This window comes from Rhodococcus sp. 06-1474-1B (genome assembly GCF_002258885.1).
Lineage (GTDB): Bacteria > Actinomycetota > Actinomycetes > Mycobacteriales > Mycobacteriaceae > Rhodococcoides > Rhodococcoides fascians.
Genome location: NZ_NOYR01000019.1, coordinates 143,070 through 159,874 on the forward strand (window position 1 = coordinate 143,070; position 16,805 = coordinate 159,874).

15 protein-coding genes and 1 tRNA gene are annotated in these 16,805 nt (G+C 64.9%); 11 read left to right on the plus strand and 5 right to left on the minus strand.

Going from position 1 to position 16,805, the window contains the following annotated elements; translation table 11 throughout:
- Positions 1–28: 28 nt before the first annotated feature.
- Complete coding sequence (locus CH266_RS06040) at positions 29–589, minus strand: molybdenum cofactor biosysynthesis protein (RefSeq protein WP_057473722.1); 561 nt, start codon at positions 587–589, stop codon at positions 29–31.
- A 74-nt stretch (positions 590–663) separates the two neighbouring features.
- On the opposite strand from CH266_RS06040, the gene CH266_RS06045 reads away from it, so the two are divergent.
- Positions 664–2,208, plus strand: coding sequence for a carboxylesterase/lipase family protein (locus CH266_RS06045; protein ID WP_094714941.1), 1,545 nt, complete (start codon positions 664–666; stop codon positions 2,206–2,208).
- On the opposite strand, the gene CH266_RS06050 is transcribed toward CH266_RS06045, so the two are convergent.
- Entirely contained in the window at positions 2,201–3,067 is an 867-nt protein-coding gene (locus CH266_RS06050; RefSeq protein ID WP_032373069.1) for a DNA-formamidopyrimidine glycosylase family protein, read from the minus strand. The genes CH266_RS06045 and CH266_RS06050 overlap by 8 nt on opposite strands.
- Before the next feature lie 29 nt (positions 3,068–3,096).
- Between CH266_RS06050 and CH266_RS06055 the strand changes: the two genes are divergently transcribed.
- From CH266_RS06055 to CH266_RS06065, 3 genes are read left to right on the plus strand one after another with little or no spacing between them, the layout of a single operon-like run.
- The gene (locus CH266_RS06055) at positions 3,097–3,897 is read left to right on the plus strand and encodes a thymidylate synthase (RefSeq protein ID WP_094714991.1); all 801 of its coding nucleotides are present in this window, start codon (positions 3,097–3,099) and stop codon (positions 3,895–3,897) included.
- Positions 3,894–4,403: a dihydrofolate reductase gene (locus CH266_RS06060; protein WP_094714942.1), complete on the plus strand. Its 510-nt coding sequence runs from the start codon at positions 3,894–3,896 to the stop codon at positions 4,401–4,403. Before CH266_RS06055 ends, CH266_RS06060 begins: the two co-directional genes overlap by 4 nt.
- 54 nt (positions 4,404–4,457) lie before the next feature.
- Entirely contained in the window at positions 4,458–4,784 is a 327-nt protein-coding gene (locus CH266_RS06065) for a cupin domain-containing protein (protein WP_027495987.1), read from the plus strand.
- On the opposite strand, the gene CH266_RS06070 is transcribed toward CH266_RS06065, so the two are convergent.
- Both CH266_RS06070 and CH266_RS06075 read right to left on the minus strand, forming a co-directional pair.
- Entirely contained in the window at positions 4,777–5,637 is an 861-nt protein-coding gene (locus tag CH266_RS06070; protein WP_094714943.1) for a universal stress protein, read from the minus strand. The two genes, CH266_RS06065 and CH266_RS06070, sit on opposite strands and share 8 nt — an antisense overlap.
- Positions 5,638–5,740: 103 nt before the next feature.
- The gene (locus CH266_RS06075) at positions 5,741–6,649 is read right to left on the minus strand and encodes an acyl-ACP desaturase (RefSeq protein WP_094714944.1); all 909 of its coding nucleotides are present in this window, start codon (positions 6,647–6,649) and stop codon (positions 5,741–5,743) included.
- A gap of 334 nt (positions 6,650–6,983) precedes the next feature.
- Between CH266_RS06075 and CH266_RS06080 the strand changes: the two genes are divergently transcribed.
- From CH266_RS06080 to CH266_RS06110, 7 genes are all read left to right on the plus strand, one after another.
- Entirely contained in the window at positions 6,984–8,216 is a 1,233-nt protein-coding gene (locus tag CH266_RS06080; protein WP_027495984.1) for a PucR family transcriptional regulator, read from the plus strand.
- Between the two features lie 74 nt (positions 8,217–8,290).
- Entirely contained in the window at positions 8,291–8,995 is a 705-nt protein-coding gene (locus tag CH266_RS06085; RefSeq protein WP_176457020.1) for an ABC transporter ATP-binding protein, read from the plus strand.
- Positions 8,992–11,463 carry an ABC transporter permease gene (locus CH266_RS06090; protein WP_094714945.1) on the plus strand — a complete coding sequence of 824 codons (2,472 nt, stop codon included), beginning with the start codon at positions 8,992–8,994 and terminating at the stop codon, positions 11,461–11,463. The genes CH266_RS06085 and CH266_RS06090 overlap by 4 nt, the downstream gene beginning before the upstream one ends.
- A 152-nt stretch (positions 11,464–11,615) precedes the next feature.
- On the plus strand, positions 11,616–12,242 hold the full coding sequence (locus tag CH266_RS06095) for an isochorismatase family protein (RefSeq protein WP_162182896.1): 627 nt from the start codon (positions 11,616–11,618) through the stop codon (positions 12,240–12,242).
- A 115-nt stretch (positions 12,243–12,357) separates the two neighbouring features.
- Positions 12,358–12,433: transfer RNA gene (locus CH266_RS06100), tRNA-Arg, on the plus strand.
- Between the two features lie 106 nt (positions 12,434–12,539).
- Positions 12,540–13,895 carry an HNH endonuclease gene (locus CH266_RS06105; RefSeq protein ID WP_094714993.1) on the plus strand — a complete coding sequence of 452 codons (1,356 nt, stop codon included), beginning with the start codon at positions 12,540–12,542 and terminating at the stop codon, positions 13,893–13,895.
- A gap of 223 nt (positions 13,896–14,118) precedes the next feature.
- Entirely contained in the window at positions 14,119–15,501 is a 1,383-nt protein-coding gene (locus CH266_RS06110) for a DEAD/DEAH box helicase (protein WP_027495978.1), read from the plus strand.
- Positions 15,502–15,530: 29 nt separating this feature from the next.
- On the opposite strand, the gene CH266_RS06115 is transcribed toward CH266_RS06110, so the two are convergent.
- A complete protein-coding gene (locus CH266_RS06115; RefSeq protein ID WP_032365954.1) occupies positions 15,531–16,787 on the minus strand; it encodes an MFS transporter in 1,257 nt (418 codons plus the stop codon).
- Positions 16,788–16,805 lie beyond the last annotated feature (18 nt).

Genomic DNA, 16,805 nt, shown 5'->3' on the forward strand with positions numbered 1-16,805 from the left:
CGTGAGCAAGAGCGACCCCGGCTTCGCGTCAGATGGGCTGCGCGCGCCGAACCGACAGCGCAGCTCGCGAGGCATCCAGTTCGACCGGGGAGCGAACCGACAGCGGCCCGACTCGCAGGATTCCGTCCGAGAGCGGCTCGACCCGCAATCCGCCGCGACCGATCAGTGCCTTGCGAGCGCCGTCGACCACCATGCGGTCCATCCACGCGCACGGATGGGCAGGTCGGCCGCCCCGGAAGCGAATCCAGCCGTCACCGGAATCGAGTTCGAATTCCAGTCCGCGCAGTGGGTCGAGCTCCAACCCGCGGACCACAACGTTTCGCCTGGCCACGGCCGGGTCGGGAACGTCGACGCCCAGAACCTCGCCGACGGCGTCCCAGGCTTCGAGTGCCAGGAAGCTCACCGCTGCCTCGGTATGAGCCTTGACCCCGAAGAACCGATCGCCGCGGATGCCCTTGTGGGCGACGATCTCGACGCTGTCCGGCAATTCGGTCGGCACGTCGGCCGGGCCGTCCTTGGATCTCCCGAAGTACGCGTGCGAGGGCGCGCGCAGCAGCTCCACTATCTCGGCTCGATACTCGAAAGGCATGCTTTCGAGTCTGCCCGGTACCCGACCCTGCCGGTTCTTACCGCCGGGTAAGAAGCGCCCGGTAGTATCGCGAAATGGCTGTGAAAACACGCGTGACCACGACGGACGGCATGATCGAGGGAAAGCCGGTCGGCAATCTCACCACCTGGCGGGGCATTCCCTACGCCGCCCCTCCCGTCGGTCCGCTTCGGTTTCGCGCACCTCAACCCACCCAGCCGTGGCAGGGCGTGCGCGACGCGACCGAGTGGGGCAACGCATCCGTTCAGCACAAGCGGGGCACGATGCTCGCAGTCGGCAAGTACCAACCGTCGAGCGAGGACTGCCTGACACTCAACGTCTTGGCACCGAGCACGCCGAGCACGACACCCAGACCGGTCATGGTGTTCATCCACGGCGGTGCGTACACCCTCGGCACGTCGGCCACCCCGCTGTACGGCGGAGGTTCGCTGGTCCGGCGCTCGCTGCAGGACGGCAACGGCATCATCTACGTGTCGGTCAACTACCGACTCGGCGCTTTGGGCTACCTCGACATGTCGCGATTCTCGACCCCCGAGCGGCCGTTCGATTCCAACCTGGGACTACGCGACCAGGTGGCGGCATTGGAGTGGGTAAAGCGCAACATCGCCGAGTTCGGCGGAGATCCCGACAACGTCACCGTCTTCGGCGAGTCCGCAGGCGGCAATGCCGTCACCACCCTGATGACAGTGCCCGCCGCGAAAGGCCTTTTCGCCCAGGCAATTGCCGAAAGCTCGGCACCGGGCATGACGACCGCCAAGCACCGGGCGGACCAGTGGGCGAGCGAGTACGTCGGGTACCTCGGAGGCACCGCCGAGACCGCGGTGGAAACCCTGGAGAACGCCGAGGTACTGGCACTCGGCCGAGCAGGCACCAAGCTCGGACTCACCACGCTGCACCGCACTCCCGGCCTGCTCCCCTTCGGCCCGGTGATCGACGGTGATTTCCTTCCTGTCGATCCGGTCGAGGCGTACGCGAACGGCACCGCACACAATGTGCCGCTGATCATCGGCACCAACGCCCGTGAGGGAACACTGTTTCCAAAGTTTCTGGATGCGTTGCCCACCAACCCCGAACGCATTTCCAAACTCTTCTCCCTCACCGATCCCGCGGCAGAACCGGTTGTCACCGGTGGATACCGTGGATACCCGAGCGAGCGGGCCGCCATCGACTTCGGCGGGGATTTCACGTTCTGGAAGCCGTCTCTCGAAGTGGCCGAAGGACATTCGCGTCACGCACCGACGTACTTCTATCGCTTCGACTTCGCCCCTCGGTCGATGAAGTTGCTGGGCCTCGACGCCACCCACGGGTTCGAGTTGTTCGCCGTCTTCGGCATCAACGAGACGTTGTTCGGTAAAGCTCTGACCGCGACAGGGGGAAGAAAGTCGTTCGCGGAGGTCACCGAGCAGGTGCAGTCACACTGGATTGCGTTCGCCACCAACGGAAAGCCGTTGGAATCGTGGCCGGCCTACGACGAAGCCGAGCGCAAGACGCTGATCTTCGACACGCGCACTCGGGTGCAGAAAGATCCGCGCAGCGATCGCCGCAAAGCGTGGGAAGGCTATCGCGGCTACGCCAGCCAGACGCTCGAACCCGCTACTTGAGCAACCGCGACATCCGGCGGTCGGCAAGAATCTTGCCGGCCGTCTGGCACGTCGCGCAGTACTGAAAAGAGCGGTCCACGTAGGCGACCTCGCGCACCGGATCTCCGCACACCGGGCACGGCAGCCCGGTTCTGGCGTGCACCCGCATGCCGGATCGCTTCTCCCCCTTCAGCCGCGCCGCATCCTGCCCGGCCGAGCGGTCCACCGCGTCGGACAGGACCGAACGCATCGCGGCATAAAGAATCGAAACGGATTCCGCGTCGAGCTTGCTCGACGACGCGAACGGCGAGAGCTTGGCGACGTGCAGAATCTCGTCCGAGTAGGCGTTGCCGATTCCGGCGAGCAACGATTGGTCCACCAACGAGGTCTTCAGACGCGCGGTGGTGCTGCCGAGTATCTCGGCGAATTCGAGCTCGGTGACCGTCATCGCGTCCGGCCCGAGCCGGGCGATGCTCGCAACCTGCTGAGGATCACGGACCACCCAGACCGCCAAGCGTTTTTTGGTACCGGCTTCGGTCAGGTCGATCGCCGGGGTTGCGCCCTCGGGAGTGAAGAAGTGGATCCGCAGCGCCAGCGGCCCCTTGCCCGGTTTCGGCGGAGCAACACTGGGGTTGTCCACCCATCGCAGCCAACCCCCACGCGACAGGTGGGTGATCAGCCAGAGGTCACCCGCCTGCAGCGCCAGATGCTTCCCGAACCGCGCGGCATCGGTGACGTCGCGACCCTGCAGATCGGTGATCGGCGGATCGAAGGTCTTGAGAACACTGAGCGCCGCGATGTCGATGCGGCCGATCACGGCACCGACGGCATGCTCGCGCAAGAAGCCGGCAAGGGCCTCCACCTCGGGTAATTCCGGCATGCGTCCAGTATGCAGCTACGATGGCCGTCGTGATGGTTCCGACTCCGTACGAAGATCTGCTGCGCCGCATCCTCGACACCGGTACAGCCAAATCCGACCGGACGGGAACCGGGACGACCAGCGTGTTCGGGCATCAGATGCGCTTCGATCTGGCTGAGGGCTTCCCGTTGATCACCACCAAGAAGGTCCATCTCAAGTCGATCGTCTACGAACTGCTGTGGTTTCTGCGCGGAGACTCCAATGTCACGTGGCTGCAGGAACACGGCGTCAGCATCTGGGACGAGTGGGCAGCTCCGGACGGCGAACTCGGCCCCGTCTACGGAGTGCAGTGGCGTTCGTGGCCGACCCCGTCGGGCGAGCACATCGACCAGATCAGCCAGGTCATCGAGACTCTGAAGACCGATCCGGATTCGCGGCGAATGATCGTCTCGGCGTGGAACGTCGGCGAAATCCCGCAGATGGCCCTGCCGCCGTGCCATGCGTTCTTCCAGTTCTATGTCGCCGACGGCAAGCTCTCGTGCCAGCTGTATCAACGCAGCGCAGACATGTTCCTCGGCGTGCCCTTCAACATCGCCAGCTACGCACTGCTCACCCACTTGGTCGCCGCACAGACCGGCCTCGACGTCGGCGAGTTCGTGTGGACCGGGGGCGACTGCCACATCTACGACAACCACCGCGACCAGGTTGCCGAGCAGCTCTCCCGCGAGGCGTACCCCTACCCGACTCTGAAACTGGCACAGCGGGATTCGATCTTCGACTACACCTTCGACGACGTCGAGATCGTCGAATATCAGCACCACCCTGCAATCAAGGCCCCGGTAGCGGTGTGAGTGCATCGAGAGAGGTCGGCCTGATCTGGGCGCAGAGTTCCAACCTCAAAATCGGCGAAGCCGGCAGGATTCCGTGGGAAGTACCGGAAGACATGGCCAGGTTCAAAGCCGTGACGATGAACCATCCGGTCATCATGGGACGCAAAACCTGGGAGTCTCTGCCCGGAAGATTTCGACCGCTTCCGGGCCGACGCAACATAGTGGTCACTCGCAATCGCTCGTTCGACGCACCCGGTGCCGAGACCTGCGGCGGGGTGGACGAAGCCCTGGCGCTGGCCGGAGGCGAGACCGCGTGGATCATCGGCGGCGGTGAAATCTACCGATCGGCAATGCCATTCGCCACAACCCTGCATGTGACCGAGATCGATGTCGAGGTACCGGGCGATACGGATGCGCCAACGGTGGAAGGCGATTGGATCAAGAAGACGGGTGACTGGCTCACCAGCAGAGTGGACGGTAGACAGTTCAGATATGTGGAGTACGGGAAGCCTACCCAAACTGTTTGAGCGCGTTCATGATTCCTCCATCGCGACTGTGGGTGGTGCGTCATACTGGCGGCTATGGACAAGAAGTCACTCACCGCACTTGCCCGTCAGCAACTCAAGCTCGCAGTCGGCGCGTCGAGTGGCCGCAGTTCGCAGACGGTGTACGGCGGCCACAGTCGCAAATTGAGGCAGACCGTCGTGGCGCTGGCCGCGGGTAACAAGCTGGCCGAACACGATCTCAGCGGTGAGTCGACCGTCCTCGTCCTCAGCGGCAAGTTGGAACTGATCAGCGGTGAGAAGACCTGGAAGGGCTCCACCGGCGATCTCCTCGTCATCCCCGACGCACGGCACAGCGTCGAAGCCCTCGAAGACGTCAGCTTCTTGCTGACCGTCGCTATGTGACCGCTTTCCTGACGACCAACACCGGGCAATCTGCGGTGTTGACCAGAGCGAAGCTCGTCGACCCGAGCAGCATTCCCCCGAATCCGCCGCGCCCCCGGTTACCCACCACGATCAGCGCTGCCGTTTCGGACAGTCCGCTGAGCACTCGAACGGGACGATCCTGGGCGACGACGCGTTGGACGTCGACCTCCGGGAACCGCTCTTGCCACCCGGCGAGACTTTCCGCCAGCAGTGCTTCCTCGGTGTCGGCGATGGCCTGCCAGTCCGCGGGCGCGCGACCGAACGAGCGCGTCAGATCCACGTCGGACCATACGTGTACCGCGAGCAACGGAGCATCACGCGCCGAGGCCTCGGCGAACGCCCACTCGACCGCTGCCTGATTGACGTCGGATCCGTCCACGCCGACGACGATCGGGCCCTCGGCGACGGGACGGCCGTCGATGTCCCGGCCGCGTACGACGGCGACGGGTGACACGCTGTGGGCGGCCAGAGAGAGTGTGACAGCGCCCGTTTCGCTCGCTCCGATCACCAGGAGCTCGGCTTGGGCCGATACGCCGATGAGTACGTCCATCACGCCGCCTTCGACGGCACTCGAGGTCACCTCGAACGTCGGGTCGTCGACGACCGACACGGCCAGCGTTTCCGCGGCTGCGAGCCGCGATTTAGCGGTGGCGACGAATTCCGTTGCCTCGCCTGCAAATTCGCTCAGATCGACAACGCCCGGCATGTCGACGGCCGTCACGATGTGCAATCGCCGATCCCGTCGCCGAGCGCACAGGGCCGCCCAGATCACAGCCTTGTCGGCCGCAGCGGAACCGTCGATGCCGACGATGATCGGTCGATGCCCTGTCACGTGCCGGCCTCCGGTAGTAGCCCCGAGCCCGCTGGCTCGGTGAATGACGAACAGGGGTTCAGGCTAGTCGATGAATGGTCGCCGAAGGCGTGATGCACTCACGTCAGCTGGCGCGCAGCGCGTCTGCGTACCCCGGAGTTCGGGTTCGGTTCGCCTCGGCTGCCGCGGCCCGGGTGTCGAGATGGACCAGGTAGTCGGCCAATTGGTCGCGGCTGCGGACACCGACACCCAGGTCGGTCCGCTCGAAGACGCGCCACCGAGCGAGCGTCGGCAGCAGCACCTCGTCGAGATGACGTCGAAGATCGAAGATCCCGTCCCGCTCGATGAGCATGGCGCTCCGACCGAAGCCGGGAAGGTTGGTACCCGGCAACTGCGCGTTCATGACGACTTCGGTGATTGCCGTGACGGTCGGAGCGGGGGCGACGTCGAGCGCTGCCGACACAAGATTCGCAAAGAAGGTGACGTGCAGTTTCTGGTCGTCGACTATCCGGCCGAGCAAGCGATCGGCAACCGGATCGTGGCACTGGTGTGCGGTATTCGTATGGCAGACGCTACTGATCGTTTCGTCGAGGGTCACCTGCGCCAGAGAACGAAGGAGGTGAGCGCCGTTCATCGGGGAGTCGAATCCCACCGTCTTGCACTGTGCGCGAGCTCGACCGAGTGCCGTCGGATCGACGCTGCGCGTGGCGACCAAATAGTCGGTGACGGCTGCAGCATGCCGGGTGCGCTCGGCGCTCCACTCGGCGAGCCAGGCAGGCCACGAGCCAGTACCCGACGCCGCGACCTCGCACCGATACAGCGGAATGTTCTGCTCGGTGAGGAGATCGGTGACCAGTGCCGCCTTGGCGGCTTCGGTCAGCGGTGACGTACGCGTTCCCCAGTACATCTCGGTCCGGACGAAATCCGTGGGCTGCCAGGAGGAGACAGCTGTCGAGCGGTGGCGCGCGAGGTTGTCGTCGATCGTCGGCTGCAGTTCCCGTAGAACCGTGAACTGCCCGATGTCGCTGCGCATACTCGTCCTCTCACCCCGCTCGTCCGGACCGATCCGAGATCAAAGTAGGCGCGTAGCGCAGGCGATGGGACCGCCTTCTGCATTGTTTAGGGCAAGTCGCAAGGCCCCTCGTGGCCCGCTCGAGATAAATCACAACGAGTTTTGCCGAAACCATGGATCACACGTAGATAACAACCTATGATCGATCCCGTTAGAGGCCAGGAAACAAACTCAAAGTTTGAAAAACCTGCCATTTCGGCTGAAGTTGCATAGATTCACGACAGGAAGCGCGTTTCTACGCGTGAGTACGGTAGCTCTCTCAAAACCTGAAGAATCCAACACGAAGGGTTGATCTGTGACCGTTCACAACTCGACTGGCCTCGGAATCATGGTCGCAGGGCAGCCTGCTTCGGCTCCCCTTCGCGATTTTCGCGCAGTGGCGCGCCTCCTGGTAGGCCACTTCGCCGCCAATACTCCCTGCGGTTCACTTCCCGGTGAACAACTCCACGGAGACGTCACCGAATTCACCGTCAAGTGCATCAGCATCGCCGTGCAGATGCTCGACGAGCGGCGCGCACCTGCCGAGTCCGACTTGGCCGAATTGCGCGCCAAGGCCAGTCAATGGGCTCGTGAGGGTGTCCCGCTCGAGTCCGTCCTCAGCGTCTACCACGAAGGCATTCAGATCGGTTGGAATCTGGTGTCCAAGCGGGCAGGAGAAGGCGACGCCGCCCAGTTGATCGAGGCTGCGCGCATGTTCGTGCTGCTGTCGGAGAAGGTCTCGATCGCGGCCAGCAAGAGCTACGTCGAAGAGCTTCAGGCGGTGGCGAGCGAGCATCACACAGCCGCGCACACGCTGGTCACCTCGTTGCTGAGCGGACACAACGCCGTCTCGATGGCCCGCCAGTCGGGCATCGAACTCGCCGACAGTTACCTCGTGCTCGCACTGTCGGTACCGCCGCACCCCGACGAGAACGACCCCAACATCCAGAAGACGGTGGCTGCACGACGCAAGCTGCGTCGCGTGCAGGCCGAACTGGCCACCGTGTGCGGACGCACTCCCCTGTCGCTGCTCAGCACCGAGGGCGGAACCGTCCTGATCCCCGGCGTCCACGACGACGAGTGGGTCGAGGCGCTGGTGCACCGCATCGGTACCGCCGCAGAGGTCCCCGTCACCGCCACCGCCGAGCAGGCTGCGACAGCCGACATTCCCACCGCAGCAGACCAGGTCCACGAACTGCTGTCCCTGGCTCATCAGCTGCACCGCCCGTCCGGGTTGTACCGGATGGACGACCTGGTGCTCGAGTACCAGCTCACTCGTCCCGGACCGGGTCGACGCCACCTCACCCAGATCCTCGAGCCGCTCGATTCGTCACCCGAATTGCTCGAGACCCTCGAGATCCACATTTCGCACGACCTCAACCGTCAGCGCTCCGCCCGGCAACTCCATCTGCACACCAACACCGTCGACTATCGCCTCAAGCGAATCGCACAACTGACCGGGTTCGACCCGACTCGTCCGTCCGGTATCCGCCACCTCCAGGCGGCACTGGTGGCCAGGCGGCTCGAATCCTCGCGCGGCGCAGCGTGATCTGAGAACTCCGACCGGTTTCTCGACCCGACGGCAGGTAGCGTCGGAAGTATTCGAGAAGCAGGGGATCATGCATGACGAAGTTGAAGCTCCAGTTGTCCGGCGTGGTCAAGGAGTACCCCACCGGCGAACAACCGGTCCGTGCGTTGGACGGCATCGATCTCACGATCGACGGTGGTCAATTCGTGTCGCTGGTCGCGCCGTCCGGAGCAGGTAAGTCGACACTGCTGCACATGCTCGGCGCGCTGGACACCCCGACGGCCGGGTCCATCCGATTCAACGACGTCGAGGTCACCACCCTCGACGACAACGCACAGTCCGATTTCCGACGCCATCAGGTGGGCTTCGTCTTCCAGTTCTTCAACCTGCTGCCGACCATGTCGGCGTGGGAGAACGTGGCCGTCCCGAAGCTGCTCGACGGCACCCCCATCAAGAAGGCGAAAGCCGACGCGATGCGGCTGTTGGACATGGTGGGGCTGGCGCTTCGGTCCGAACACCGCCCGGCACAACTGTCGGGCGGCCAGATTCAACGCATCGCCATCGCCCGAGCCCTGATGATGGACCCGGCGCTGCTGATCGCCGACGAGCCGACGGGCAACCTCGATTCCAAGACCTCCCACAACGTCCTCGAGATTCTTGCCGACGTAGCCCACGGCAGCGAGGGACGTCGGGCAGTGGTGATGGCAACCCACGATCTCGAGGCGGCTCGGTCGACCGATCGCGTCGTCAGCATGATCGACGGCCGCGTCGACACCGACACCGCTGGTACACCTCGGTGATCGGTACCGCGCTCAGCAGATTTCGCGTCATCAGCCTCCGAGACCTCCGAATGCACTGGGTGCGTTCGCTGGTCTCGGCGGGAGTCGTGGCCGTCGCCGCGGGTTTGCTCATCGCCGTCCTCGGCACGTACGGATCGCTGACCGGATCTGTCGAACGTCTGGCGGTGTCGATCGCAGGCAACGCGCAGTACGAAGTTGTCGGCGTGACCGATTCCGGATTCGCACAGAACGAACTCGACGTCGTACGCGGTGTTGCGGGCGTCGATGCGGCGGTACCCCTGCTCCGCAGCATCGTACGATCCGATGTCGGCGAGCTGACGGTACTGGGTGTCGATTCATCGATCACGGCACTGCAGTCCGATCTGCAAGGTGCCGTGGGCAGCGCAGCGGGTCTGCTGTCCGACCCGTCGGGCGTATTGGTCGGAGCAGCAACGGGATTGACGCAGGGTGACACGGTCACGATCGCCGACCGACCCACTGCGGTAGTGGGCGTGATCGATGGCCCTGGCACGCAGCGCATCGGTGGGGGCATGTTCGCCGTCACGTTGCTGCCCACCGCGCAGGCCTTGACCGACCGGCCGGGCCAGGTCGATTCGATCTTCGTTCTCGGTGGCGGAGACGACCTGCGATCGAACCTCGACGCGGCGTTGGCCGGCCGAGTCTCGGTGATGAATCCGGAATTCCGGGCCGACAGAGCCGATCAGGCCATGAGTCTGACGCGCAATGCGACGCTGATGGTCTCCCTCATCGCGTTCGTCGTCGCGGCGTTCCTGGTGTTCAACGTCATGAACATGGCCATCGCCAAGCGTCGCCCCACCATCTCCCTGCTCCGAGCGGTCGGCGGTCGGCGCGCGGACATCGTCCGCGACCTGTTGTTCGAGTCGGTACTGGTGGGTCTCGTCGGCGGTGCCGTCGGGGTACCTCTCGGAATCATCATGGGCCGCATCGCCATCGAGAGCCTGCCGCCGTTCCTGTCGCAAGCATTCGATGCGCGAATCGAATACGTGTTGCCGAGCTTCGCCATTCCCGTCGCGATCGTGGCTTGCGTGCTGGCCTGCGTCGGCGCGTCCGCTCTGGCTGCCGTTCAGGTGTATCGCATCTCGCCGATCGAAGCATTGGCGGTCGGCGGCGGAGAAACATCCGGCGGCCCAAAGCTGTCGTTCACGTTGGCCGCCACCGTGTTCGGTCTGCTCGCCATCGCCGGATCGTTCGTGTTCGCCGTCAACGTCGACGGGCAACTGACCCTCGGTGCCGGTGCCCTGTTCATGTTCGGCGTCGTCGCACTGTGCGTCGGCGGAACCGGGCCGATCGTCTGGGCCACCGGCGCTGTGCCCCGCAGATGGGGTGGTGCCGGACGCCTTGCCACCGCGACCATCGAACGCGCTCCGCGGCGCATCTGGGCGACGGTGATGACCATCGTCATCGCCGTGGGAGTCAGTGTGGGAGTGTCCGGTTCGTTGACGAACATGACCGACTCCGCCGCCGAATCACTGTCGTCGCTCGCCGACACGGACCTGTACGTATCGATGAGCTCACCCGACGCCATACCGTCGGGCCCGATCGTTCCCACCGCCGTAGACGAAGCCGTGCGGGCGACGGCCGGCGTCTCCCGCGTCGTCGAAGGACAGTGGGCCTACGCGACCATCGACGACGAGCTGGTCTCCATCCAAGGCGTCGCCGACGGAAGCAACGCGGTGACACTGGCCTCGCTCCCCGCAGACGTACGCGCGGGATTGCTCGCGGGCGACGGGGTGGTGCTCTCGAAGGCGCTCGGTACGACGCTGGGAGTGACGGCGGGAGACACCATCGATCTGCCGACGCCCACCGGGGTGCAGAACGTACGCGTGCTCGATCTCGTGGACTACATCAACGCCGCAGGCGGCACGATGGCGATCTCACTGGAGTCGATGCAGCGCTTCTACGACCGCCCGGGTGCGACGTACCTCGAGATCACCGTCGACGGAGACGTTGCAGCCGTGCAGAATTCGCTGCGATCGACTCTGCCGCCCGAGGCGTTCGTGTACACGGGCGCCGCGGCACTCGAGGGCACCAGCGCGGCCATCCGCCAATCCGGTGCACTCGCCATCGCACTGCAGTGGATCGTCGCACTGGTCGCTGCCGTCGCATTGCTGAACACGTTGACGCTGTCGGTACTCGAACGTCGACGTGAACTCGGAGTACTGCGCGCCATGGGCGGCGGCCGAGGAACCCTGGCACGCATGGTGTTGGCGGAGGCACTGTCCGTGGGCATCGTCGGCGGCATTCTGGGGCTGATCATCGGTGCCGGCCTGCAATACCTGAGCACACTGATCCTCGGTGCCAGCATCGGAATTCCCGTGCAGTACAACGCCAGTTGGACGGTGCTGTTGTACGGACTCGTCGCGTTGGGCCTCTCACTACTGGGATCGGCTCCGCCTGCGGTACACGCATCACGCCTGAACATCGTGGATGCAATTGCCGCGGATTGAGTGGTGGGGATCGGGCTCGTTCTGCGGTGCTGGGGCCTAGGGATCCGCAAACGCGCGCGCGTTCGTCAGGTGCGAGCGAAATAGACAGCCAGCGGCTGACGACTCTGCGCGCGTCTGGCAAATGCGCGCGCGTTTGTACGAGGATGACCGACGTGGCCACATTCAGCGTCGAAGTAGAGAAGTACGCGGTCGAGACTCTGCGCGACTGTGTGGGTGGTCCCGAGTGGGAGTTGCGGCCCGAGCGCGCGGCACTTCTGGTCCACGACATGCAGCCGTACTACCTGAACGTGCTGCACTCCTCGGTTCGTGCGCGGGTGGCCGCAGAAGCGTCGGCGGTGCTCGCGTGCGCCAGGTCTGCCGGAGTGCCGATTCTGGCGAGCGGTCCGCGGGCGGCTGAGGCGATCGAACAGCGTGGACTGCTGGGGCCGATGTGGGGGTTGGGCCCGTCTGCCGAGGACGTGGCGGTCACCGAATCGGACTTCGTTCCGATCGCGAAGCGCAGCTACAGCGCGTTCTACGCGTCCGATCTCGAGGTCGAACTACGCCGACGAGGCCGTGACCAGCTGGTCATTGTGGGTGTCTTCGCCTCGGCGGGAATTCTCGCGACGACGTTCGACGCTTTTGCCCGCGACATTCAGTGCTTCGTCGGCATCGAATCGGTCGCCGATTACACCGCCCACCAGCACCGCACCGCCCTGAATCTGATCGCATCACTGACCGGTGTAGTGACCAGCAGCGCGAACCTGCTTCACGATCTGCGGTGCGGACCGCTAGACTGACGACCGCGATGTGGGCCCGCTGTGCAGTACGACAGCGACCCACCCGCAACCCGATTGTTCGACTGATCGAAAGACCTTGCCGCACAGGGACTTTGGAGCACTCGTTCGATCACCAGCCTTCGTAGCTCAGGGGATAGAGCAACCCTCTCCTAAAGGGTAGGTCGCAGGTTCGAATCCTGCCGAGGGCACCAGCATCGCTTTTCGGCGCGCACTCTCAGATTTCACACCCCGCCCTGTTGCACTACCTCCCGAACCGGCGTACATTCGAACATGCATTCGAGTACCGGGGAGGAACTCGTGGTCACAGCTATACCAGAATCACCGCTCACATCCGCTGAGGTGTTGAGGTTCGTTGCGCGTCTTCAGGCGTCCGACATAGTCGTCGACGCAGCAGCAGGCATCGATCTCATCTCTGCTCTCGAAACCGTCAAATGCGTCAGCGTGGCAACCCAAGCCGTCGTGACCGATGCCGTTGCAACCGTGATCAGCACCGAACGTCGTGAACGTGGCAAGCCGAAAGCCCAGTGGCGCACAGGAATTGCGTCGCAGATCGGCCTGGCTCGACGAGAGTCACCCAACCGCGGCGGCACTCATCTCGGGCTTGCTCGTGCGCTCGTTCACGAAATGCCACACACCCTGGCCCGCCTGAAAGCCGGCGAACTCAACGAGTGGCGCGTCATGATTCTCGCCCGCGAAACCGCGTGTCTCACCGTCGACGATCGCCGAACCATCGATGAACGTCTGTGCGCAGACCCCGCCACCCTCGCCGGTGCAGGAGATCGCACCATCGAGGGTCGCGCCCGCGCACTCGCCAACGAACTGGACGCCGCCTCCCAGGTCAAGCGACGCGCAAAGGCATACGCCGCACGCCGAGTCAGTACGCGCCCCGCACCCGAATTGATGGGATTCTTCACCGCGCTCACCTCGATGGAGAAGACCGTCTGCATGTGGGCGACCCTGCGGCGCGACGCCGACACCGTCATCAACGCAGGTGGCGACACACGCAGCCGCGACCAGATCATGGCCGACCTGGTGTTCGAGAGAGTCACCGGCACATCGGCCGCTCAAGGTCCACCGGTCACCGTCGACATCGTCATCTCGGATTCGACCCTGCTCGCCGGTGGCGACACGTCCGCATATCTGCACGGCTACGGCGACATCCCGTCGGACGTCGCACGCCAACTCGTGCGCGACGCACTCGACGATGCGCAGGGCAATGAGACGCGCGTCGCATTACGTCGCCTCTATGCCCACCCGAAAACCGGCGCACTGACAGCCGTCGAATCCACATCCCGCGCATTTCCCACCGCATTGGGACGCCTCATCGATCTCCGCGATCGCACGTGCCGCACCCCGTGGTGCGACGCGCCCATCCGGCACCACGACCACATCATCGCGCACACGGCGGGCGGAGCGACCAGCGCCGAAAACGGCGCAGGCCTGTGTGCCGCATGCAATTACGCGAAAGAAGGCGACGGCTGGACGGCCGAAGCACTACGAGACAAACGGAACGCGCGACATCGCTACAGGCTCATCTCACCCACCGGGCACACGTACGATTCGAGCGCGCCGCCGATGCCGGTGGTCGAGCTCTACAGCTCGCCGGCGGAGAACGTCTACATCGACGGACTGTTCGGCTCCGACGCCGCGTGACCGTCGACCGCGGGAAGAGATCGGGTCCGCACTCGGTTACACTCGGTATCGACGCGCGTAACTGCACGTCAGACGTCGTGGAATGCTCCCGAATCACCATGTGCACCCCGCACAGGCTTCTCTTACGGCGATCGAAACTGCCCACCGGCAGTCTCGCCACCTTGCATCTCGGCCCGAAGGCCCGCAGGTGCAACACCCTGCCCGAAAGGCACTTTTCATCACAATGACGACCCCACAGACTTTTGCTGCACTCGGAGTACCCCAGGCCATCGCAGACGTACTCGCGAGCCAGGGCAAGACCGAGGCCTTCCCGATCCAGGCCGACACGCTCCCCGACACACTGCAGGGACGCGACGTACTCGGACGCGGAAAGACCGGCAGCGGAAAGACACTCGCATTCTCCATCCCCATGGTCGCGCGTCTCGCCGGCCAACTCCCCGGCAACCGCAAGCCCGGCCGCCCGCGCGGACTGATCCTTGCGCCGACGCGTGAGCTCGCCACCCAGATCGCCGTCGCGATCGAACCCCTCGCCGCCGCGTACTCGTTGAAGGTCACGACGATCTTCGGTGGTGTGTCGCAGGTTCGTCAGGTGTCCGCACTCAAGTCCGGAGTCGACATCGTCGTCGCCTGCCCCGGACGCCTCGAAGACCTCATGAAGCAGCGCCACCTGACCCTCGACGGCGTACAGATCACCGTCCTCGACGAGGCAGACCACATGGCCGACCTCGGGTTCCTGCCCGTCGTCACCCGGATCCTCGCCGCCACCCCCGACAAGGGTCAGCGCATGCTGTTCTCGGCGACCCTGGACAACGGTGTCGACAAACTGGTCAAGCGCTTCCTGCACAACCAGATCACGCACTCCGTCGACGAGGCGACCTCGCACGTCGAGGCCATGACTCACAGCGTGTTCGAGGTCGACGGCGTCGAAGCCAAGAAGAAGCTGGTCCACCAGCTCGCCTCCGGCACCGGACGCCGCATCCTGTTCATGCGCACCAAGCACCAGGCCCGCAAGCTCGCCAAGCAGCTCACCGATGCCGGAATCCCGTCCGTCGACCTGCACGGCAACCTCTCGCAGGCCGCACGTGACCGGAACCTCGCGGCCTTCTCCTCCGGCCAGGCCCGCGTGCTCGTCGCCACCGACGTCGCAGCCCGCGGCGTCCACGTCGACGACGTTCAGCTCGTCGTCCACGTCGATCCCCCGGCCGAGCACAAGGCATACCTGCACCGCTCCGGCCGCACCGCGCGCGCCGGCAGCGCAGGCGACGTCGTGACCGTGGTTCTGCCCGAGCAGCGCAAGGACACCGCAGTTCTGCTGCGCAAGGCCGACATCAAGGTCACCCCGATCCGCGTCACCGCCGACTCGCCTGCAGTGGCGAACCTCGTCGGCGAGCAGGCCCGCTACGTCGAGCCTGCACCGAAGGCAGAGCCGGCACCGGCCCGCACCGGAGCCCCGCGCAACAACAACGCGCGACGCGGCGGCCCGGCCCGCTCGGGTGGACAGCCGCGCAGTGGTGGCCAGCCGCGCAGTGGTGGTCAGCCGCGTAGCGGTGGCGGTGGCCACAGCCGTCGCGCAGCGGGCCCGGCAACGAGCCAGCGCAGCCGCTGACCCGAACCTCTGAAACAGGAAAGCCCTCGCTACGAGGGCTTTCCTGTTCTGATGCTCACGACGGCAGCAACCGCGCACAAGCCGGCCGCGCCGAACCACGCCATCGTGTATGCGCCGGTGGCGTCACGCACAATGCCCGCGACGACGGACGCGATGCCCGCTCCGATCTGGTGTGAGGCGAAGACCCACCCGAACACCAGAGAACCCTTGTCGCCGAACACCTCTCGGCACAGAGCAATCGTGGGCGGAACCGTTGCCACCCAATCCAATCCGTAGATCACCACGAAGATGACGATCGACGGTTGGATGGTCGCCGACAGCAACCACGGCAGAAACAGCAGCGAGATTCCGCGAAAGCCGTAATAGGCCGCCAACAGATACCGCGGATTCACCCGATCGGTCAGCCAACCCGATGCGATCGTCCCGACGATGTCGAAGATTCCCACCACCGCCAGCAGACCCGCTGCGGTGGTTTCGTGCATTCCGTGGTCGTGCGCAGACGGTATGAAGTGAGTTCCGATGAGCCCGTTGGTCGTTGCGCCACAGATCGCGAATCCGAGCACCAACGCCCAGAAGGTTCGTACTCGGCTCGCGTCGCGTAGAGCCTGCACCGCTGCGCGCGCGGGGTTCACGGTCGACACCGCCGCCGGCGGGACGTAGTCGGCGGGTGCGCCGTACGGAGTCACGCCGACATCGGCCGGCATGTTGCGCAGCCACCGCAACACGAACGGCACCACGATCAGCGAGCCCCCGGCGATGAGGAACGACGCTGCGCGCCAACCGGATCGGTCGACCAGCTGAGCGATCAACGGCAGAAAGATCAACTGCCCCGTCGCGCTGCCCGCGGTCAACACGCCCGAGACGAGCCCGCGACGCTGCACGAACCATCTATTCGTCACCACCGCCGCGAACACCAGAGCCATCGACCCGGTGCCCAACCCGATCATGACGCCCCACGTCAACACCAACTGCCACGCCTGGGTCACGAACACACTCAGAGCGCTGCCCGCGGCCACGACGACCAACGCCGTCGACGTCACAGCTCGGATCCCGAAACGCTCCATCAACGCCGCGGCGAACGGTGCCGTCAGACCGAACAGCACCAGGTTGACGCCCACCGCCAGCGACAGCATCGACCGCGGCCAACCGAACTCTTCCTGCAGCGGCACCATCAACACGCTCGGTGCGGCCCGGAACCCCGCCGCACCGACGAGAGCGAGGAAGGCCACCGCGGCGACGATCCATGCCGGATGAAGTCGCCTGCGGGTCGCGATCTCGGAAGTCACGCAGACAGTGTGCCTCAG

Excerpts from the sequence above, each read along its gene's own strand:
- CH266_RS06040 (WP_057473722.1), bottom strand. The coding sequence starts at position 589 with ATGCCTTTCGAGTATCGAGCCGAGATAGTGGAGCTGCTGCGCGCGCCC.
- CH266_RS06045 (WP_094714941.1), top strand. The coding sequence starts at position 664 with ATGGCTGTGAAAACACGCGTGACCACGACGGACGGCATGATCGAGGGA.
- CH266_RS06050 (WP_032373069.1), bottom strand. The coding sequence starts at position 3,067 with ATGCCGGAATTACCCGAGGTGGAGGCCCTTGCCGGCTTCTTGCGCGAG.
- CH266_RS06065 (WP_027495987.1), top strand. The coding sequence starts at position 4,458 with ATGGACAAGAAGTCACTCACCGCACTTGCCCGTCAGCAACTCAAGCTC.
- CH266_RS06075 (WP_094714944.1), bottom strand. The coding sequence starts at position 6,649 with ATGCGCAGCGACATCGGGCAGTTCACGGTTCTACGGGAACTGCAGCCG.
- CH266_RS06085 (WP_176457020.1), top strand. The coding sequence starts at position 8,291 with ATGACGAAGTTGAAGCTCCAGTTGTCCGGCGTGGTCAAGGAGTACCCC.
- CH266_RS06110 (WP_027495978.1), top strand. The coding sequence starts at position 14,119 with ATGACGACCCCACAGACTTTTGCTGCACTCGGAGTACCCCAGGCCATC.